At 61.1% G+C, this 22,318-nt stretch carries 7 protein-coding genes; 6 read left to right on the top strand and 1 reads right to left on the bottom strand.

All coding sequences use genetic code 11. The features are described 5' to 3' along the window. Window positions 1-319: 319 nt before the first annotated feature. The 3 genes from WJU23_RS20035 to WJU23_RS20025 all read left to right on the top strand — a co-directional run bounded on the left by WJU23_RS20035 (window position 320) and on the right by WJU23_RS20025 (window position 14,106). Window positions 320-12,889 (top strand): autotransporter-associated beta strand repeat-containing protein, encoded by a 12,570-nt coding sequence (locus WJU23_RS20035; RefSeq protein ID WP_346334399.1) that lies wholly within the window; start codon window positions 320-322, stop codon window positions 12,887-12,889. A 110-nt stretch (window positions 12,890-12,999) separates the two neighbouring features. Beyond that, a complete protein-coding gene (locus tag WJU23_RS20030) occupies window positions 13,000-13,752 on the top strand; it encodes a C4-type zinc ribbon domain-containing protein (protein WP_346334398.1) in 753 nt (250 codons plus the stop codon). A 9-nt stretch (window positions 13,753-13,761) separates the two neighbouring features. Then, window positions 13,762-14,106: a DMT family protein gene (locus tag WJU23_RS20025; protein ID WP_346334397.1), complete on the top strand. Its 345-nt coding sequence runs from the start codon at window positions 13,762-13,764 to the stop codon at window positions 14,104-14,106. A 6-nt stretch (window positions 14,107-14,112) separates the two neighbouring features. Here WJU23_RS20025 and WJU23_RS20020 read toward each other — a convergent pair whose 3' ends face one another. After that, window positions 14,113-19,806 (bottom strand): autotransporter-associated beta strand repeat-containing protein, encoded by a 5,694-nt coding sequence (locus WJU23_RS20020; RefSeq protein ID WP_346334396.1) that lies wholly within the window; start codon window positions 19,804-19,806, stop codon window positions 14,113-14,115. Window positions 19,807-20,279: 473 nt separating this feature from the next. Here WJU23_RS20020 and WJU23_RS20015 point away from each other — a divergent pair, with 473 nt between their 5' ends. The 3 genes from WJU23_RS20015 (at window position 20,280) to ispE (ending at window position 22,258) form a co-directional block, all read left to right on the top strand. Then, window positions 20,280-20,642, top strand: coding sequence for a MarR family transcriptional regulator (locus tag WJU23_RS20015; protein ID WP_346334395.1), 363 nt, complete (start codon window positions 20,280-20,282; stop codon window positions 20,640-20,642). An 86-nt stretch (window positions 20,643-20,728) separates the two neighbouring features. Further along, complete coding sequence (locus WJU23_RS20010; protein ID WP_346334394.1) at window positions 20,729-21,406, top strand: polyphenol oxidase family protein; 678 nt, start codon at window positions 20,729-20,731, stop codon at window positions 21,404-21,406. Window positions 21,407-21,418: 12 nt separating this feature from the next. Next, window positions 21,419-22,258, top strand: a complete 840-nt coding sequence (ispE, locus tag WJU23_RS20005; protein WP_346334393.1) for a 4-(cytidine 5'-diphospho)-2-C-methyl-D-erythritol kinase — start codon at window positions 21,419-21,421, stop codon at window positions 22,256-22,258. The last annotated feature ends 60 nt before the right edge of the window (window positions 22,259-22,318 follow it).

The raw sequence follows: 22,318 nt of genomic DNA, 5'->3' as shown, positions 1-22,318 counted from the left end.
TTTCCAATTGCGGGCAAACGCCGGGTATTTCGCCGGGGAGAATGTCTTTTTGGATCTCTACCCGTCTCTGTGAGTCAAGCAGAAGCCATGCCACTGTTCAGCCATATCTTTGCCGTCCCATTAGCAGGATGGTCCCTCGTCATGCGACTCTGCTCTTCATGGGTTAAGCGCCATGCCTTCTTATCGGCGGAGGATCTTTAATCCCGCCTGCTTTTCTGTTTACCAGCCCTCTTTTTTCCAACCTGCTATGCCTCAAATCCCTATCTCAACCGTCGCCAAAGAGTCCCGATTTGCAAGCTGGCGATGGGCCCAAGCTTTGTTGACCTCTTTTCTTGTGCTTGCAGGGGGGCAGGTCTCCGCGCAAACGCCGGTCAACTGGGTGGGGCAGGGGACTGGCGGCTTTGACTGGCAAAGCGTGCTGAACTGGGACACAGGCACCGTGCCCAATGCCATTGGAGCCGGGGCTGTTTTGGGTTTCACACCCGGCGGGACGCAGACGATTTCCCTGAACGGGGCGGTGACGCTTGGCAGCCTGCAGTTCAGCAATGAGCGGGGAGGTCGTTTTGTTCTGGCCCCTGGCACAGGCGGGTCTTTGGTCTTTAACAGCGGTACAAGCACCGCCACCCTTTTGAAAACGGGTAATGGAACGAGCCAGATCAGCGCTCCCATCAGCCTCACCGAAAATCTGACGGCGCAGATCAATCAGGGGACGATGATCCTCTCAGGCGTCATCAGCGGCACAGGCTTTGGTCTGGTGAAAAACGGCGATGGTATGCTGGTGCTGAGCAGCGGGAACACCTTCACTGGCGGCAACGTCCTGAATGGCGGCATCACGCTGGTGAACGTCGCGACGACGGGTCTGGGCAGCACGGCGCAATCCACCGTGGTGAACTCGGGGGCCACCCTGGCGCTGAGCACGGCCACCGGGGCGGCGGGGATGAACATGGGCAGCAAACCCATCTCGATCGAAGGCAACGGCTACCTCGGAATGGGGGCCATCCGCAACATGCTGGGGGTCAATACGAATACCGTGGCCGGTGCCATCACGATGCAAGGCGCGGCCCTGATCCAAAGCGATTCCACCGGTGGCGCCATGACCCTCAGCGGTGCGCTGGGGGTGGACCATGCCCTGCGGCTGCATGCTTTTGCCTCATTGAACTTTGACAGCCTCATCTCCGGGTCGGCGGACATCACCAAATACGGGATGGGATATCTGCGGTTCCAAAACGCGGGCAACACCTATTCGGGCAGCATCTCTGCCACGCTGGGGGAACTGCGGAGCAAGAGCAACGGTGCTGGCGGCTACAATTCTGTCTCCGCCTTTAACATGACCAACGGTCTGCTCTACGTCCTGCAGGAAAGCGGAGCTGCGATCAACAACGACCGTTACAGCGACACCAGCACCATCACTCTCAACGGCTCCCGCATCCGCATGCAGACGGTGCAGACCCTGAGCCACACGGAAACTCTGGGACCGGTGACCTTTCAAAACGGCGGCAATGTCATTGACATGCGCTCGGTCTCCAATGGCCAGACCCAGGAGCTCATTCTCACAAGCCTGACACGAGGAACGGCTGGATCCACGATTCTCTTCAACCTGGACGGCGTGACCAGCGGCGGGCAGCAGCTCGGTGCGGGCACCCAGTCACGTATCCTGGACCTGGGCGCACCTGCCATGACCCATGGCATTCTGGGCGGGTGGGCGACGACGCGCCTCACGAATACCGCCGGCGAGTTTGTCAAATATGGGGCCAACGGATACACAGCGCTGGTAGCCGGGGACTACAGCATTGACACTGCGCAGACGGGCTGGGCAAGCACTCAGAATGTCAAGCTCACGGCTGCCGCCACGCTAACTGGCGACCGCACCATCAACTCGCTGAACATGTATTCGGATACGGGGCGCACACTGGATCTGGGCGGCAACACCCTGACGGTGGATTCCGGCGGTGTCCTCATCAGCCGCGGGGCCTCGGTCACGTCCACACACACCATCAGCAACGGCAACCTGACGGCCGGTCCCGGCCCAGGGGCCACCTATGAGCTGTTCCTCCATCACTCCAATGCCAGCCTCAACCTCAGCGCGGTGATCGTGGACAATGGGGCCAATCCGGTGAGTCTCGTCAAAACCGGCCCCAACCTGCTCTCCCTTCTCAATACCCAGCTCCATACAGGCAAAACATTCATCAATGAAGGCCAGCTTCGGGAGAGAATCGGTTATGCTGCAGACAACAGTGCTTACAGTGCGCTGGGCGGTGGCAATCTCCATATCCAGGGCAGCGTCATCGGACAGTCCACCTTTGATACGGACCGGGATATCCTGCGGGCGCTCGGCAGCGGTGCCGGCCAGGTGCAGATCACCGGCGGCTCTGGGGGCGGATTCGGGGCTTTTGGACGGGCCATCCAGGTGAACTTTGGCGGTGCGGAAGAGGCGGTCGTGTGGGGTAGCGCTTACTTTAATCCGAGCATGTTTACTTTAAATGGCGGCACAGCCACCCATGCGCTGACCCTGGTCAACCCCCTGGATCTGGGGGGGCAGCAGCGCTACATCCGCCTGGACGGGGCTGCCTCGGGGGCGGGCCGCGGGGCAATTGGCCGGTTTGAAAACGACGTGTATAACGGCGGCATCGTCAAGCGTGGCGGCGGCACCCTGCTCATAGATTCAGCCAAGACTTACAAGTCCGGAACATTGATTGATGAGGGGCTCGTCTGGGTACGGGGCAGCGGTAATCTGGGGGCGGACATCGTTGGTAATGACGTGCAGGTGGGAGCGGCCGGGGCGCTGCATCTGGAGTCTCCCGGCCACATTGGCGTCAATCAGCGCATCTTTCTGCAAAACGCCAGCAATGACAATGCCTCTGCCATCGGCTTTGGCGCGGGTTATGGCGATGGCAGCGGCATCTCTTTCCAGAGCTTCACCGCCACCGGCGGCGGGCTGCAGGACAGCGGCGGAAACAACATCTTCATTGCCAATAACCAGGCCGGTAACGCCCGCAATGTGGCCGTGCAGATGAATGGCATGGGGCCGACGAGTGTGGATTTTACAGGCATGATCGCTGCGGTCGCCCCCAACGTTCGCGTGTGGTTCGGTGCCACCAGTGCCAATGGCATTTTCACGGGAGATACACTTTCCCCTACCGGCCACGGGGCCGGTGACCTGGCCTTCCGCCTGGGTTCCGGGGGCGGCACCCTCACTATCCAGAAAGCGAATGTGCTGAATGGTGCCCTGCCGCTTTTCATTGGTGCCATAGACCACAATGCCCGCAGCAACATCGGCGGAGCTGTGTATCTGCCTGAAGCGCAGAATTATTCCGGCCAGCTCACGATCGGCAGTGGTGGCCTGCTCGTCGCCGGCAGGAATGGAGCTCTCAGCACCGGCAATAACACCATCAACCTGAGGGCCGGGGAACTGCGTGTCTCTGTCGCAGCAGGTCTTTATTCCGGGATAGACAACCAGTATGCCGCCCGCAATATTGATGTCTCCGGCGGCAATGCCATCCTGAGGGTAGAATCCCTGAACGGGGCAGGCGGCAGCCTTGTGTCCATGGGGACCTTGCGAATGGACGGCGCGGACCGGGTCCTGACCGTGACCTCCACCACCACCCGCCAGAACGGTGTCCTTTTCCTCGGCAAGACGACCCTCAATCACACGGCGGCGGGCAATACCCTCTTTGATGTCGGCATTGACAATCAAGGCTTCAATTCCGGCTTCCTATACCTGATGGGCGAAGTTGAGCAGACCGGGACGGGCAACCGTGCGCTGGTCAAGCGCCTGGGCGGCACCCTGGTCCTAGGCGCGGCCAATACTTATGCCGGCATCACCCAGCTCCAGCAGGGGAACCTCGTCCTTTCCCACACCTCCGCAGCCGGCCTGGCCGGAACCATCAACATGGCCGTCAATTCTGATCGTACGGCCCGCCTGCAGTTCCTCATCAACGGAGCTGGACCGCATCATTATAACTATGGGCTCAACTTCACGTCCGGCACGAACAACAGCAACCGCATCGTCACGGTCGGGCCTGCTTCTCTGAGCACGGGCAATGCCAACCAGGAAGTCCAGGTTTCCTCCATCACCTGGGCGGCCCTTTCAGGTGTCACGAACTTTGATCTCATCACCGACGGGTCCCACGGCTACCGTTTCACTGTGAACGGCAATGTGACCCTCAGCCGGGACATCAACTTCCGCACACGTGGTGCTCTCACCACCATCAATGGCCAGATCACCGGCGGCTTCAACGTCCTCAAGGGGGATCAGGGCACCCTGTGGCTGAAGGGAGCCAATACCTACACCGGCAGTACGACCGTGAACAACGGCTACCTGGTACTGGATAACGACAACGCCCTGGGCGGCACCAGTGCCGTCACTTTCGGCAGCACGGCCTCTTCGCAGATCCTGCTTGCGGGTGAGCGCACGCTGAGCCGTAACATCACCAACTCCGCCACCGGCGGTTTGCAGACTCTGGGCGGTCTGGATGCCGGGGCCAAGACCTTCAGCGGCAATGTCGTCACCACCCGCGCCGTAAACGTCAGCGCCGTGACCGGGGGTGATGTCAGCTTCACCGGCACCGTCAGCGCCGCCGGTGGCATCAACAAGGTGGGCAATGGCAAAGTGGTGCTGAATCCTGCGGCAGGCACCGGCAACACTTACACCGGACCCACTGTTGTCACCGCAGGGACTTTGATCGGCAAGGCGCAGGCTACGAGCGGCAGCCCGTTTGGTGTCAACAGCGCTTTCACCCTCGGCAATGGCATTTTACAATTTGACGGCCTGGCCGGGGCCAATGGCAGTGCTACCAGCACGGGTGCGCTGAACATTGCCGGCGGATCCCGCCTCGTCATCAATGACCAGGCCAACGATGCCTTCACCACCACGCTTGGGTTTGGCTCACTCACCAGGGCAGGGGGCGGCACGGTCACCTTTGTGCCGCAGCTGGGCAATTTGGGCACGCAGGAAAACATCACCTTCAGCAGCGCCCCTGCGCTCACCAACGGCATCATCGGTACCTGGGCGGTGGCCGCTGCCAGCGGCAGCAGCAATGCAGCGGACTACCTCACCACCACGGGCTCCGGCCCTTACAGAGTGGTCACTGCGACCTATGGCGGAACGGGAAATCTGGACACTGCCACTGGCTCCACCCAAGTCTTCAATGCCGGGACCACTCCCAGCACGTTGACGGATGACCGCGCTGTCTATGCTTTCCGCACCGATGCCAATGTGAACCTGGCCGGTTTCACCCTGAATGTAGGCAGCGGCGGCCAGGCGGGGATCATCCTCAATAACGGTGCCAGCATCACGGGCAACTCCGGCTCGGCGCTGAATTTTGGCAATAACCTGCTGAGCCTGTATGTGGATGATGCCGCCACTTCATCCATCTCTGTGGCGCTGACCAATGTGCGTGATAATTCCACCAATGTCTTTTCAACGAATGCCGAGCCGGCTGTCAATACCGCTCCGGTTTTTGTGAAATTTGGGCGCGGCACGCTGGAGCTGAATGCAGCGGCCAGTTTCCAGGGCGGCATTCTGGTCAGTGAGGGGACCCTGCGTGCAGGCGCAGCCAATGTCTTTCCCACCTTCCGCAATCTCAATGCCAGCACCGGCTCCATCGTCACCATCGCCCCCGGGGCGACAGTGGACCTGAACGGGTTTGACCAGGAGTTTGGCAATCTTTCCGGGCCGAGGGCCGGGGCTGAATTTCAGTTCAGCGGCGGTACTTTGGACCTGGGCTCGGCCACTCTGACCATCGGTCGTGAATCCCCCGGCACCACCTCCACCCAGACGTTCTCGGGCCAGATCATCGGCGGCGTGGATTCCAAAATCATCAAAGTGGGTACCGGTCGTCTGGTGTTTGACAACATCAACGGCAGCCTGCCCAACTCGCTTGAAACGCTGGAGATCAGCCAGGGCATCGTCCGCACCTGGCTCAATGACCAGTCCTGGGCCACGCCCACCTCGGTGGCCTCTGCGCTGCCTTCCAGCACCACGGTTTTGCTGCGCGGCGGCGAGTGGGAGGCCTGGGCCATCGGCGACAGCACCACCAATCAGCAGACCATTTTCATCGGCAACAACGTCGTCCATCAGGGGGCGGATTCCATCCTGGATTCCAACCGGCCCACCGGTGCCGGCGGCAACAAGCTGCTCATCATGGGCTCGCTCACTCTGGATTTGCAGCGCTTCCTGACCACCGGCGGCAATACCTACATTCCGCGCTTTGACGGCCAGACCACCCTCACCCACCATGCGCGCATCCAGACGGATTCCCAGCTCGTGCTCGCCGGCGGCGTCAGTGACGGAGGCTCTGGTTATACGATGAACAAAACCGGTGCCTCCGATCTCACCATTGATGGCGACAACAGCGCCACCTGGAGCGGCGGCCTGGTCGTGACCCAGGGCACCGTTTACTTTGGCACGCGCGGCGCGGATGAGATCCGCTCTCCCGGTGTGACCCTCGCCTTCAACAGCCAGGCCAATGCGGGCACCGGGGACATCATCATCAACCAGGGATTCACCACCACGACGGCCATCCGCCTCATGTCGCCGGACAATGTGCTGACCGCGCAGGGACAGCGTGTGCAGACCTTTGGCAGTGAAGCCTCCGGCACCATCCGTATTGACATCGGCACGGATGCCAAGGTCTCCGATTACGGCCTGCGCTCCACCACCAACGGCAGCCTCTCCCTGGGTTTGGGTGACGGTGGCCTTTACACCCACGCGCTGGACCAGGCGGCCATGGGCAGCGGTCGCTGGGGCATCTCCGCCTTCCAAGGCAGTACCTATTACATGCCCTCCACACTGGGTGCCGGCTTTGATGATATCTACCGCTTCAGCGGCACCAATGCCGGGATCCTCTCACTGCTGACGCCGAACCTCCTGACTGGTGACAATGCTGTGGTGCTGGGCCGCAGCCCCGTGAATGTCGGCAACGTGCCCACGGGCTCCCAGTCCCAGGTGCGCACATACGGCGGCCAGAACTTCACCGGCAACACCATCATCCACCGTGGTGCAGACTTCGGCTCCGTGGGCAATCTCCTTTCTTTTCACGGTGACTATGCCACGCCCGAGTTTGAGGTCTATGGCCGCCTGGAGGCACGCGGCGACGGCCGCTTCACCAACGATGCGGGGGATCAGGTCAACAAAGTCATCCTGCGGCCCGGCGGGGCGCTGCGGCTGGATTACCTTATGGATGTGAACGACCAGTTCGTCGTTTCACGCCAGGACAACAGCAACCTGGGCCTGTATGAAAACAAGTGGGGAGACACCACGCCCATCATCCTGGACGGTGCGCAGCTCGGCCTTATCAACCACAGCGGTCGCGTGAACCAGGAAGTCGTCGGGGAGATCACCGTCAAGGGCGGTGCCGGGATCTTGATGGAGCGCTCTGGCACCAATGGCCAGTCCATCCTCATCACCAATGACGGCATCGAGCGCTCCGGGCAGGCCCTGCTTTCCATCCGCAACACCACGGCTGCGGAGCTGGGGTCAGCGGCTCTTCAGTCCCAGAAGATCTTCATCAATGATCCGGCCTGGGTGACTGAAAATATGAACAACGGCATGTTCAATCCCTGGATGCTCAGCGTCAGCAACCTCAGTTACCTGGGCTACAACAACGATACAGGACTGGTCAATGTGCCCTTCACGACCGGCACAGGAGCCACCTTCCTGGCAGGCCTCACCAACACCTCCATCGCCCATTACAGCACTGCCGGAAACGCCACGCTCACCGGCACTGTCAATGCCTACGCCCTGCGTCTGACCGGCACCACCACCCTCACCGGCCACCAGATTAACATTCATAGCGGCGGCCTCATCACCAATGGCGCTGTCACTCTGGCCTCCAATTTGTACTTTGGCAGTGGCAGCGCTCCGGTGGAAGGGATCATATTTTCTGCGGACAGTACTCTCACGGTCAACGGCGTGCTCACCGCCGCCAATCTCACCCGCGGCGGCCCCAGCACCCTCACCCTGGCCAACACTGGCAACAACATCACCGGGAACATCCAGATCAATGGCGGCACCCTCATTGCCAACGCGCCTGGCACGCTCGGCTCCGCCAGCACCATCACCCTGCATGCTGACTATTTTAACAACAACAACGGCTCGCAGATGCCCCTTCTCAGCCTGCGCACGGCCAGTGCCAGCGGCACCTACAACCACAAGGTGGTGGTGGCGGAAAATGTGCCCATCGCACGCATTGAGCTGAACCGCTCCAGCGGCTCCGGTAACGGCACCATCAGCATTGGCAGCCTGGACATTAAAGGGACTGAAGGCGCAGCGGGCACCCTGCTGCAGATCGAAAACGCGAACAGCTACAACTTCACCGTCAATGGTGCCACCACGGTCGGCGGCACCAGCGACGTGGGCATCCGCGTCAGCGCCGGCACCGCCCTCCTCACAGGAGACTTCAGCAGCGCGGCAGGCATCACCAAGAGCGGTAACGGTACGCTGCGGATGAACGGCAACAATGCCGGCTTCACGGGCGGCATGACGGTGAATCGCGGGGAGTGGTACACCATGGGCAACACCTCTGATGCAGGCGGCTCCGGCGATGTGGTCTCCAATTTCGGAGCCATCCGCATGGCCAACACTTCCGGCACCGCGGGCTCACGTTTTGATGCCGAAGGGCAGACGCTCACACTCAATGGTCAGACCACCCTAATTACCCAGCGCGTGGGCTCCACCAATGCCCACATCACCATCGGTGCCGCGAACAATGGCAACGTCCTCACCACTAACAACAGCCCCTGGATCATCTTCCAGTCCGCCAGCTTTGGGGACCAGATCAACATTCACAGTTCTGTCGTCATCAATGACGCTCCATGGCTGCGCGTGGACAGCGCCTTCACCCTTCTGCGCAATGGGTCCGTCGTTTCGGGCGAAGGCAAGATCAACAAGGCCGGCAACTACCTGCTGGGTTTTGACAACAATGCCGCCAACACCTACACCGGCGGCACCGACATCTGGGCGGGTGAGCTGAATGTGCGCCAGATCAATGCCACTCTGGGCACCGGTGCCGTGCGCCTCTACCCCGGAGCGGCCCTGTCCGTGCGCAATGTGGGCAACCTGGGAACGGCCGGTCTCACCCAGATCGTCACCAGCGCCAGCTCCTTCTCTGTCTTTGCCGTGCGCAACAATGACGGCGGCAATGCCCAATTCGATGCTGTGACGGCCGCTGCTGCGATGGCAACTATTCATGGCAACGGTAACGGCGTGCTTGCCCTGGGTGGCGGGCGCAACTACACGGCCGACCTGGACATGGCCAACCGCGATGGCGGCGCTTTTGCCAGCTGGTGGCTCGGCGGTGTCGAAGGCAGCGGCACCATCAGCTCCAATACCCTGAGCGCCTGGGGGCCTGGGGGAAATGAATTCCGCCTGGGCGGCGGCCATAATGGCACCATCACCATGAACCCTGTCACTGGGAACTCCGACCAGCTATCAGGGGCTGGCAACCGCCTCCTCATCGGCGGCGGCCAGATCACGATGGCCTACGGCACCGTAACCTTGGGTGCGAATTCCAACAACACCTTCGACGGCGGCACCCTGATCAGCCGCACCCGTGACAGCGGCGGCGCCTTTCGTGGAGCCGTCCTGAACATCCAGGCCGGCCAGGTCAATGCCACGACCTATCGCACCGCAGTGGGCACCGGTACAGTGGATGTTTTTGGCGACCTCCGCATTGAGGGCAGCAACGGCACCGCGCGCAACTCCGATACGGGCAATGCCAACGCCTACGTCTTCCATCCCGGTTCACGCATTCGCTTTGACAACGGCACGGCCTTTGGCACGGCTGACACCCAGGGACGCTGGGCGGACAGTGCCGGCATCGCGCTGAACACCTCCGTTATCGAGATATTTGGCGACGACACCAACAGCGTTTACAACAGTGAAACCATCGGTGCCATCAGCGTCTCCGGCGGTTCGGAAATCGTCCTCCGCCGCCGCGGTGCCAACTGGTCTGAGTTGAGCACCGGCGACATCACCCGTAGCGGCAGCGGCACCCTCATGGTCACCACCATCGTGGATAACACCACCACCCTCGGCATCCTCGGCACCGCCGGCACTGCCAGCGCCACCCGTCTCCTGGCCGCCAACGGTGCAAGCCTCATGGACAACAACATGGTGGTTCCCTGGATCACCAGCCGCACGGACGGCCAGTTCCTCAAATACGATGCCACGCTGGGCTTCCAGCTCATCACTCAGGGAGGTGCGCCGGACAACTACCTCGCCGTCACCAACACGACCCCCACCCTGACACCCGGCAGCGTCATCACGGAAAATGACGGCACCGAAATTCTGAGCCTGCAGGGCTCCAGCAACTTCACCCTGGGCGGCGATCTGGACGTTTACGCCCTCCGCCTGGAGCGGGACATCAACATCAATGCAGGCTCCGGGTTTGACCGCATCACCATCCGCAGCGGCGGTCTCATCCAGGTTGCCAATACACCCACCATCAATGCCGATCTCTACTTTGGCCCTTCTGTCGAGGGGGATGGCGATGGCGAGGCTTTCGTCTCCGCCAGTAACAACACCCTCCAGCTCAACGGCAGGATCTACGCCAGCCAGTTCACCAAGTCGGGCTCGGCCTTTGTGAACATCCGTTCCGACCAGTCCCAGTTCACGGGCGACTGGGTGGTCAATGGCGGCGGCATCCAGTTCCTCACCCCCGGCGCGGCCAGCACCGGGGAGGTCATCCTCAACGGCAGCCGGGCCAATGACCGTGACAATACCTTCAACACCACCGAGGTGCGCTACAACTTCAATCCAGGCTCGCCCGATGTCTTCACCTGGAGCGGGGGGGACATTACCGCGTATGATTTCAACCGTATCTACGCCATTGCCGGCAGCGACCGCACCATCCAGGTCCCGGCCATAGACCTGCGCACCACCAATACCGTTGCCGGCACCGGCCAGGAAGGCACCGTCATCCTGCGGATGGACGGCTTGCGCAGCACCATGCGCACCGGCACCGTGACTCTGCACGACCATTATCTGCTGCATGTTGAAACGGACCGCGCCGCCCCTGGAGCGACCACGGGTGTGCAGCTCGGCCATGGTGACGGCACCGGCGGCCTGAACAACCAGGGCCTGTATGATGTCCGCAAGACCGGCATCGGCATGCTGACCCTGGGAGATAACAGCGCCACCTTCACCGGCTCGCGCAGCTTTACCGTCGGCGACGGCGGTGTCCGCGTCATGCACAACGGTGCTTTTGGCAATGCCAGCATCAATGCCACCATCAACCCCACAGGCACCCTGGAAATCGCCGTGGCCAACTGGTCCCCTACCGCCACCCTTACCCAGGCCTGGGGCTCCACGGAGCGCTGGGCCGTCAATGAAGCGCGCGGCAGCGGCGATTACAGCCTGCCATCCGGCGTGCATCTTCAGATCATGGCCAACCAGACCGGCACCCGCACCATCAATCTGAATGGCGGCTCGATCATGGGCTACCTTCCGCTGGACTGGGAGCAGGTCGCCGTCAACCACACCCTGGGCAGCGGCATCACCGTCAATTTGACAGCCGATTCCTTGCTGGGCCAGCTATACCCCGCTGGCACTTCCAACGCAGCCAACCATTTCCTTTATGACATGGGCAAGCTCAACACCACCACCAACCTGAATCCCAACGATCCGGGCCTGCGCGGTTCCTACCTCCACATTGATGGCAACATCACGGGCGACCATGACCTCACCAAGGTCGGTCAGGACATCATTCTCCTCAATGGCAGCGCCAACAGCTTCCGGAACACCAACATTGAAAATGGCATCCTCCAGATCGGCCGGAACAATACCCTCCCAGTCACCACAGAGCTGACGACCCGGTTCTCCGGCATGTTTGATCTCAATGGGTATGACCAGGAAGTGGCGGCCCTTCAGGGCACCGGCGGCTCCGTTCACAACGGCGGTTTTGATTATAACACCCTCACTGTCAACCAGGCTGGCGACACCACTTATGGCGGTCAGATCCATGGCTCCACCCATCTCGTCAAGAGCGGGGAAGGTGACCTCGCCCTGTCCTCCGCCAGCAGCTCCTATGTGGGAAATACCTTCATCAATGCCGGAAGGCTTCTGCTCACTGGTGATGGCGCGGTGAACGAGACCCCCTGGATCCGGATGGCCGCAGGCACGGGTCTGGATGTCAGCGGCCGCACCGGTGGCTCCTACGAATTTGATGGCGTCATCAGTGGTGGCGGCGTCGGTGCCCAGCGTGCGGACAATACCAGCCGCGGCATCATCACCGGCTCCCTCGTCGTCAAGGATGCCGTCGGGCTTGCCAGCCGCAGTGGCCGCCTCGCTCCGGGTCTCAGCTCCACCTCTGGGCTGGCCACGGCCGGGGACATGATCGGGCATCTCCAGATCACGCAGAATCTTACCCTTGCCGCAGGAACTGCCATCCTGCCGGTCGAGCGCCTCACCTTGCAGCTCGGCGGCTCCACCACCACCCTGGCCGCCCTCGGCTGGGCAGGCGGTGATGTGGAAGCCTTCTTGCAAGGGCTGGCCACGGGCACTGCCGATCAGATGGGCGTGCTGGACGGCACTTTTGGCGATCTTAGCCTGCACGATTACATCAATGTCGGCGGCACCCTGGAGTTCAATCAGCATGGCACCATCCGTGTGGACTTGCTCACCGGATATTCTCCCGGCGATGGGGCGGTTTTCAACCTTTTGGACTGGAATGCCGTTCTCAATTCAGGTTTCGATGCTGGCACTGGCAATCGCGCAGGTGGCGGGTATGAAAATACCGACCTCTACCTCCCCACGCTTGGCGAAGGTCTTTTCTGGAACACCAGCCTCTTCACGACCCATGGCATCATCGTCGTCGTGCCTGAACCGGGCCGCGTCCTGCTGCTGATGGCCGGTCTGGGCGGTGTCTTCTTCCGCCGCCGGCGGAAGTAAGGTCTGGCTGGCAAAATCGGCCCGCACCGGTGAGCACCGCTCCCGCTGCGGGCCTTTTTGTTCATTGACAGACCCGCTCTCCCGCCCCGGTAGAAGCTGCGCTTTGCTGCGTGTTGTCCTTGCACCCGCCCGGCATCCTGCGCCATCATGGCGGCACAATGCTTCCAGAAATCACCCAGCTTCTCAAACTCCAGGAACGGGACCAGCGCATCCGCTCCCTCCAGAAAGAACTCAAGGACATCCCGAAGAACGAGGCCATGGCCAAAATGCAGCTCGCCGGGGATCTGGCCGCCGTGGAAGCCGCGAATCTGCATGCCAAGGAAACCGAGGTGAAAATCAAAAGCGTGGAACTGGACATCGCGACCCGTCAAAATTCCATCAAGCGCCTGCACGATCAGCAGTTTGAGACCCGCAAAAATGACGAGTTCCAGGCGCTCGGTCATGAGATCAAACGCTATGAAGCCGATGTGCGTGCACTGGAAGACACGGAGCTTGAGCACATGGAAACCCTGGAATCCGCCAAAGCCGTGCTCAAAGCAGCACAGGCCAAGCTGGCCATCACCCAGGAGCGTGTGGATGAGGATCTCAAAACCCTCGCCATCCGTGCGGAAGGGGTGAAGACCCGCCTTGCCGCTGAGGAGGCCGAGCGCAGCACCCTCGCCACCCCGGTGGACACCCCCGTGCTGGATCTCTACAACCGCCTGTTTAACAAAAAGGGCGATTCAGCTGTCGTCGCCCTCATCAACGGCATCTGTGCTGGCTGCCACATGAAGGTCGTCATGGGCACCATTCAGCAACTGCGCGCGGATGAAACCATCACCCAATGCGAAAGCTGCGGGCGCATCTTGTATCTGGTGGAGTAACCACCTTTTATGAACTGGGCCATTGTCAAAGCGGTCTGTCTCCTTTCAGTCGCGAATGTCTTCATGACCTTCGCCTGGTATGCGCACCTCAAGGACATGAAGGCCAGGCCGTGGTTCATCGCGGCCGTTGTGAGCTGGGGCATCGCCTTCTTCGAATATGCCCTGCAGGTCCCTGCCAACCGCATCGGCAGCACCGCGCTGAACCTGCCCCAGCTCAAGATCATCCAGGAGGTCATCACGCTGACCGTTTTTGTCCCCTTTGTGTTCTTTTACATGAAGCAGCCCCTGAAGTGGGATTACCTCTGGGCGGCGCTCTGCATGTGCGGGGCGGTTTATTTCATCTTCCGCAAGTGAGGCTGTTTATACGCGGCGGCGGCGGAAGGTGCAGGCGGCAAGGGCGATGAAAAGCAGCAGCATCCGGGATGGCTCAGGCACCACCACGAGCACCCCGTTGCTCAGGAACAGGCTGGTGTCCCATTGGAGGCCGGGGGTGAGGGTGAAGAGGGTGAGGTCGTGACCGGTTTCGATGCCGGTCTGATAGCGTGGGCCGGCATCAAATCCATTGTTGGTCAGGCCGGCCAGGCTGCTCCAGTCCAGGAAGTTAAACACATCGCCAAACTGGCCGCTGTAACCATCGTAGTCCGTGATGGTGATGCCGCCGTTTTCATTCAGGGTCAGGCCATCGGAGATGGTGATCAGGTCGTGCCCGCTTCCTGCCCCGGTCATAAATGCGGCGAAGTCAGCCGGGATGTTGTCCACCCAGGTGGCCAAGTTGCCGCCATGCAGGGTGTCGAGAGTGGCTGCCGCATTCCGGTCGGTGCTGCCGGCCTGGAGCACGGCGCGGTCCACACGGACGGCATTCCCGCCCAAAACCAGAGCGCCTTCGATGTGCAGGGTGCCCGTCAGGTCACCCACGGTAGCAGCAGAGGCAGCAGTGCCGATGGAGCTGGAACTGCCCGGCTTGAGCACGCCGTCAGCATTCACACTGCCCACGTTGCTGCCGATGGTGAAGCTCCCGCCGGTGGCTTTCAGCGTGCCGGTGCCGGAGATCACCGCATCACTCGTATAGGAGGAAGCCGTGCGTGCGGTCACATCCAGGGTGCCAGCCGTGCCCACGTTAAACCAGGCCGCATCATCCATGCTGCCGCTGCCGTGCAGTGCCAGGCTGCCTTCGGCGATGAGCACATTGCCCAGGTTCGTATTCACTCCATGCAGCGCCAGGCTGCCTTCCCCCTCCTTGCTGAAGGAGCCCGCACCCGTCAGGGCGGCGGCGCTTTCAAAGGTGGCAGTGCGGTCTTCATCTACCTCATAGGTGCGCAGGGCGGGGTTGTTTGCATCCCCGCTGCCGTTGAGGGTGAAGTTCACATTTTCATTCGTCTGGTCCGCGCCGCTGATGTTTTGCAAGGTCCCGCCCTGCCAGTTCCAGACGGCGGTGCCTTTCCCCCGGCTCAATTCCATAAAGCGGAAGACTGCATCGCCGGACTGGTTGATAGTGCCGATGGTGTTGGCGATGTTGTTATCCGTTCCGGAGGAGTAATTCGGGTCCGCCATGAGAATGGTGGTGGCTTCAATGAGGCCCGTGTCAAAGCTCAGCGTGCCCCGGCCATAACCGCCAGAGGTGTTCGCGATACTCACGCGTCCCAAAATGAGAAGATTGATTTTAAGGTCCACCAGGGAGGCTCCCGTCAGTGTCAGGGAAGAGACATTGTTTGTACCTGTGGAGCCGTTGGAGTCATTGTCGCCAATGAAAAGATTGGCCCCGGTGCTTCCGCCTTGCTGCCCCCGCAGGGTAAAGGAGCCGCCGCTGCCTAGCGTGATGGTGCCCGCCGACCGGCTGCCGCCGATGACTAACGTATCCGTATGAATGGTGGTGGTGCCGGTGCCCAGATTAATGCTGGAGGCCGGACTCACGTTAACGACGGAGGCTGGACTGTTGCCCAGGATAATTTTGCCGGCGGTGATGTGGTTCAGCGTATTGGAAAGCAGCAGGCTGCCAGAGCTAGTGCGGCTGTTGGGCGAAGAGACAGCTCCATAAAAGGTCCCCAGCTCCAGGCTGCTGACATTCAGGGTCACGGAGCTGGCAGCGCTGAAGTCCACGGTTCCCGTCGTGAAAGAGGTCGCCACACCGGCGGTCGTGTCACGATAGCCGATGAGGACGAAGTCATCGCCTGCGCCGCTGCCGATGTTCACCGCACCGCCATTGACGGTGAGTGTGGCGGTGACGCCTGGAGTATTGACCCCGGGATTGCCATACACACCGGCGACAATGAGCTGCTGGACATTCAGGCCATCCTGAATGGTCGAGCTGAGGGTCGCGCCTCCATTGCGGCTCGCCAGGTAAAGACCCTCCATCGTGCCAGGGGCGATGGTCTGGAAATTCATGGCCCCTTCGGCGATGAGCGTCGTGCCGGTGTAGGTGGGCGCACTGTTCAGCGTCAGGGTGCCTGTGCCCATTTTGGTCAGGCCGCCGTAACCGTTTTCACCGATGGCAGCCGTGAGGGTGACGTTGTTGCTGCCCACATCCAGGGTGCTGCCTGCAAAGAGGATGTTGCCGCCGGTGCTGGTGGTGCCTGCGGAGCCGGGGGTGAGGTAAACAGATGCCCCCAGTAGCTCCACACTGCGGGCTCCGGCGGTGATGTCCGTGGTATTGCCGGCTGCCCAGCGCAGCGTCCCGCCCGCCAGGCGCAGGCTGCCGCTGCCCAGGGTGCCGGTGCTCTGGCCAAACTGCAGCACGCCTTCATTCACGGTGGTGGTGCCGGTGTAGGTATTGACGCCGCCAAGAATGAGTGTGCCGGCTCCGGATTTGGTCAGGCTGGTGGCTCCGCCATTGTCGGCAATGCCGCTGTTGAGCGTCAGCGTGGCCCCGGCAGCCGCACCTGCGGAGGAGGTCACGAAGACCACCAGTTCATCATCCGTGCCCGCGCTGTTGCCTGCCAGGATCTGGCTGAATCCGTCCACTGTCGCATCATTTTCCGTCGCCCCTGCATGGAAAAGCAGGCCGCCGGAGGTCAGCGTCAGACTGCCGGTGCCTGTGAGGGCGAGCGGGTCTGTGCCGCTGCTGTTGACCAGCCGCAGTGAATTGAAGGTCTTTTCAGCCAGACCCGTGGCACTGCCGCTGAGGCTCAGGTTGTCATCGGCGGCGGCGCTGCCGTAAACCGTGGCGTATTCACTTTCCGCCAGCGGCCGGAGGCCAAGGGTGGTGGCGTAGGTCAGGAAGGAATTGCCCACACCGGCGACATCGTTTTCCCCGATGCCAAAAGGCAGGATCTTCAGCGTCGTCACGGAGGAGCTCTGGGTGGTGGCCGTGCTGGTGCCGATGTGAGCTGCATTGATGGCGGTGGTGTTGGAAAAGGTGACCCGGGTGGCCACGGTGGAGGCGCTGGCGGTGCCGGCAAGGTTAGTCCCCCGCACCAGCATCGTGGCTCCGTTCAGGCGGCTGAAGGAAGGGTTGCCTGAGCCAAAGGCCAGGGTGGCCGTGGCGGTTGAAAAGGTGGCGGACGGCGTGACTGTGTTCTCCACCGTCAGGGTGTTTGCGCCACCGCCCAGGGTCAGCCTGCTGGAGGTTTCCGTGCGTGCGCCATTGACGGAACTAAGGATGTGCAGGCCGTTGCCGCTGGTGCCTTCCAGAATGACTGTGGCAGAATTGTTGATCTTGTTCGTGGCAGAGGTCGCAGACTGTCCGGAAGTGAAGGAGCCGCCACGCAGCCGCAGGGTGCTGATGCTGCCAAAGGCGGTGCCTGCACCGTTGGCCGTTATGGACCCGCCCTCGACCACGACCTCTCCGGTAAAGCTGTGCGTATTGACAGCCAGCGTCAGGGTGCGGTTGCCGCGCTTCGTGATCACGCCGGAGCCGGTGAACATGCCGTTGTAGGTGGAGTCCGCCGTCTGGTTCAGCGTCAAGGCACCGCCCGTGCCCAGCCGCACCTCCCCTGGTCCGTTGGAAAGGTAGGTGTTTTCTGCGGCGCTGCCGCCGGACAGGTTGCCGATGCCCTCACTGCCGCCGTCCAGGTCCAGTAGGGCGCCGTTTTCCGTCATGCTGCCACCGGTGGCCAGGATGGTGTTGCGATAGTCGTTGATGGCGTCGCCGCCGGAAACTTTCACATTCCCCTGCACATACAGATTGCCTGAATAGCTGTTGGAGCCGGCAAGTTCGATGACTCCGGCCCCGCCCAGGGTGATGTGCTGGATGGCGGAGAGCAGCGTATTGCTGCCGCCCAGGTTGGCACCCACGGTCAGTTTGCCGGTGGAGTGGTTGGTGATGATGAGTTCGTTGGTGGCGGTGACCGCGCTGTTGCGGGTCAAGATCTGGCCGCCTTCGATGGAGGTATCTCCTGTGACGTTGCTGCTCACAAGAATGGCTGAGCTGGTCAAAGTTAGAGCCCGGGCGTTGTTGTCCAGGATCAGCGCACCGCCTGCCGCCGAGTCCAAAATCAGGGAGGCCACCTCCGGGGTCACGAGAGCCCCTGTGGAGGCCGCGTCCATAATGATGTTTTCACCGGCACTCCACAGGCCTTTGTCATTCTGAACCGTTCCTGCCAGGGCGACGATTTCATTGGACCCATTTCGCGTGGCCCAGCGGCTGCCGTTGTAGGTGGCCCAGCCGCCGAGAAATCCATCCGCATTGTTCGCCGGCGTCCCGCCGACAATGAAGTGCGTCAGGGCAGGGGCGTTGCTCTGGATGTCCAGCACGCCTGTGCCTGTGCTGCGGCTCAGGTTGCCGTTCAGGGTGAAGGTCACCTCCTGGCCTCCCTGGCTGGTGAGGGCCAGCACGTTGCTGCCGTTGGTCACCGCCAGCGCGTTGGCCACTTCCGTGGTGGCGGCGCTGCTGTTGCCCAGCAGTTCCAGGTGTCCGCCGCGCAGGCTGGTGGTGGCGGAGTTGCTCAGCTTGTTATCCCCATTGTTCAGGCTGTAATCCAGGATCAGCTTTCCACGGTCCACGTTCGTTGCACCCGTGTAGGTATTGGCACCCTGCATCACCATGGTGCCGATGGACTGCTTGGTCAGCGTGCGGGCATTGGCATCGCCGTTGGCAATCCCGACGGTGACCAGCAGGTCAATTTCTGCCGTCGAATCATTGATGATGAAGTTGCGGTTGGCGTTCAGGGACAGGGTGGCCTCAAAGCTGCCTCCTGTGGACGTGATGATGCCGCCGTCGCTGGTGGCATGCACGTAAAGCGTGTTCGTGCGGTAGTTCACATCTTCCGTGCTGTTATCCAGCGTGAGGGTTCCAAACCCATTGGAGCCGGGCGCACCGCTGGCCAGGCCAAAGATGGTCTGGCTGTTGGCTGTGTTGGACTTGGCGATGACGACTTCTCCCTCCAGCAGGCGGATGGTCCCGGTCAGGCTGTTCGCTCCGGACAGAGTCAGCTTACCGCTGCCTTCCTTGTGGATGCTGCCGCTGCCTGAAATGGTCCCGGTGATGGCCGGGTTCAGTCCATCGGCCACGTCAAAGGTCAGCACTGCGGTTGAACTGATGTCCCCCAACGTGACCGGGCCGGAACTGGTGATGGCCAGCCGCCGGTTGGCCGTGGCGGTGATGGGGCCGGTAATGGCGAAACCGCCGGTGCCGCTGATCTCAAGCGTCTGGTTGGCCGGGCTTGCGAAACTGACATTGCCGGCCTGGGTGAAAAGCTGGTTGCTGAGGTTGCTCCAGGTCTGGCTGGTGTTGATGGCAACGGCGGAGTTAAGGGTATGGGCGGCAGCGCCTGCCTCAATGCTAAGGCCGGAGGTACCCAAGGTCAGCAGATGATCATTGAGAGTGCCGAGGGTGATGGCGGTGCCGGAACTGCCATTGAAGACCAGTCCCAGAAGAGTGGTGTCAGCCCCCAGGGTGGCAATCTGTGAAGGCACCGGAGCAAGGGCATTGAAGATGGCGACATCCGCTGCGCCTGGAATGGCTGTGGCGGCGGTGCTGCGGTTCAGGTCAGCCCACCAGTTCCCCAAGGTTTGAAACGAACTGCTTGCATCGCCTCCCCAATAGAGATCTGCCGCCGGGGCGGTGAACTGAAGACCGGAAACAGCTAGGGCGGATGTGAGAAGAGTGCGCAACTTCATGGGGGATGAAGACGAGGGTTAAGTTGGGGGGGCTCCTTCCATAGCGACATAATCTTTGTTATTCAACTCTTGTGAAGGCAGATGAGCCCTTTTGGAAGCGCACTAAAGGAACATCTTAGCCTGGATGACGGTAGCTGCCCAGGCCCGGGGCTGAACCGAGGGAATTTTTAATTTTTGCAAAGAGAAGTGAGAAAATTCTTGTCTTTTGCGCTGTCATGCTTGATAATCCAGTCCTGTTGAATTCTTGAGTTTGAGAATTTAGTATTCAGCAGGCCTGTTAATTTATGGATTCTATGGAATTAGCTTGCGCTTACCTTTGGAGTTGGTTACCTTTTTCAAAGTTATTTAAAATTTTCCCGACCAGCTAGACCTTCAGCTCCCACTTTATGGCCACCACTCTTCAACCTGAAATCAAAGATCACGCTAAACTTGCGGATTTTATCCTCTTCAGTCAGCGTGAATTTTTGCTTAATTTGTCCAAAGAGTTAAACCGGGACAATATTTCGTTCGCCCAGTTTTTCCTGCTGGGATATCTGGCCACCTCCAAGGAGCTGACGATGACAGACATTGCCCGGAAAATGGGCCATTCCACCGCCGCCGCCACCGGTCTGGTGGACCGCCTGGAAAAGCTGGGATACATGGAGCGTACGCACGCCATTGATGACCGGCGCAAGGTGATGGTCCGGGTGACATCGAAGGGCCTGGACCTGGTGAGCCGCCTGCGGGATGAGCTGCAAAGCCAGATTGCTGATGCGATGACGGAGACCTCAGCCACAGATGCAGCTTCCTTTATGACCTCGTACCGCACGATGGATACGAGCATCGCCAGCCGCTAACATTTTTTTGAGCCACGGTGTTGTTGTGACGGGCGCATGGAGCGAGTTTGCTCTATGCGCCCTTTTTCTTTTTCGGGCCTGATGTTATGAAAAAACCACTCTGGATGACCTTTCCGCTGCTGGAGGAACTGACTGAGTTCCGCCATCGCTTCACCCTGCGCCATCCGGCCATCCCGGTGGATGCGGAGCGTGCGGAGGTGGTGGAGCGGCTGTGGGGCTGGCATCGTGAACAGGCGGCTGAGCTGGGCTTCGCGGCGGAGGCGCTCTGCATTGCGGAGCAGGTGCACGGGGCGGGCGTGGCGGTGATTGACCAGGTGCCGGAGGCACCCATCGCCGGGGTTGACGGCATCGTCACGGCCACGCCTGGGCTGGTCATCGGCATTTATGTGGCGGACTGTGGGGCGTTGTACCTGGCAGATCCGGTGACGGGGGCGTGCGGCATTGTGCATTCGGGTAAAAAAGGGTCGGAACTGGGCATTGCTGCGGTGGCCATCCGGCTGATGGCGGAACGGTTTGACAGTGATCCAAAGGACATTCGTGCGCAGCTTGGACCCTGCATCCGGCCACCGGCCTATGAGGTGGACTTTGCTTCTCAGATCCGCGAAAGCTGCCTGGAGGCGGGAGTGCTGGACGGGCATTTTGCAGACTGTGGCGTCTGCACATCGTCGGACTTGCAGCGGTTCTATTCTTATCGCATGGAGAAGGGCCGCACCGGCCGCCTGCTGGCCCTTTTGGGCCGGGTGTCTGCGGGTTCACCTGCCTAACTAAATTTATTTGTGGAGCTTTCCTCACCTGCCAAGATCAATCTCTGGCTGCGCATCCAGGGCCGCAGACCTGACGGTTTTCATGAAGTCGAGACGCGGCTTTGCAAAGTGGCCGTCGCCGATACGGTAAGGGTTGAAAGTTCAGGCCGGGGCCGCTCGGTGGAATTAACGTGCAATGTGCCGGGCATTCCGCTGGATGAGACGAACCTGGCCTTTAAAGCGGTGCGGGCTTTTGAACAGCGCACGGGGTATACCCAGGCCTGGCGCATTCATCTGGAAAAGCGCATACCTTCCGGCGCGGGTCTGGGCGGAGGCAGCAGCAATGCGGCGGCGGTGCTGCGGGCGGCGAATGAACTGTCCGGGCAGCCTTTGCCCCTGGATGAGCTGCTGGAGATCGCGGGCGGGATTGGAGCGGATGTGCCCTGCTTTTTGCTGGATGCCCCGGCGGCAGACGGAACAGGGAGGGGGGAGCAGGTGACTCCGGCGGAGTTCCCATGGAAGCTGCCGCTGGTGCTGATCAAACCCGCCTTTCCGATCCCCACGCCCTGGGCCTATCAGCGCTGGAAGGACTCCAAGGAACTGCGCGGAGTGCTTTACGCGCCGCAGATCTGCCCGTGGGGCAGCATGGTGAATGGGCTGGAGCGGCCGGTTTTTGAGAAGCACCGTCTTCTGCCCGCGCTGAAATCCTGGCTGCTGGGGCAAAACGGAGTGGAGGCGGCGCTGATGTCCGGCTCCGGGTCCACGATGTTTGCCATCACGGAAACAGGAGCCCAGGCGGCGGCGCTGGCGGAAGAGGCACGCAGGTGGTGCGGGGAGACGGCCTGGGTGGTGGCGACCGAAACGCTGTCGTGAGTGAGTAGTTTAAACAAATTGGGGCCGGGCGGCTCCCGATTCCGCCCGACCCCTGTGTTT

Origin of the sequence: Prosthecobacter sp. SYSU 5D2 (assembly GCF_039655865.1) — a bacterium.
In the GTDB taxonomy this organism is placed as follows: Bacteria; Verrucomicrobiota; Verrucomicrobiia; order Verrucomicrobiales; family Verrucomicrobiaceae; genus Prosthecobacter.
This window is presented reverse-complemented; position numbering and strand designations above follow the sequence as displayed.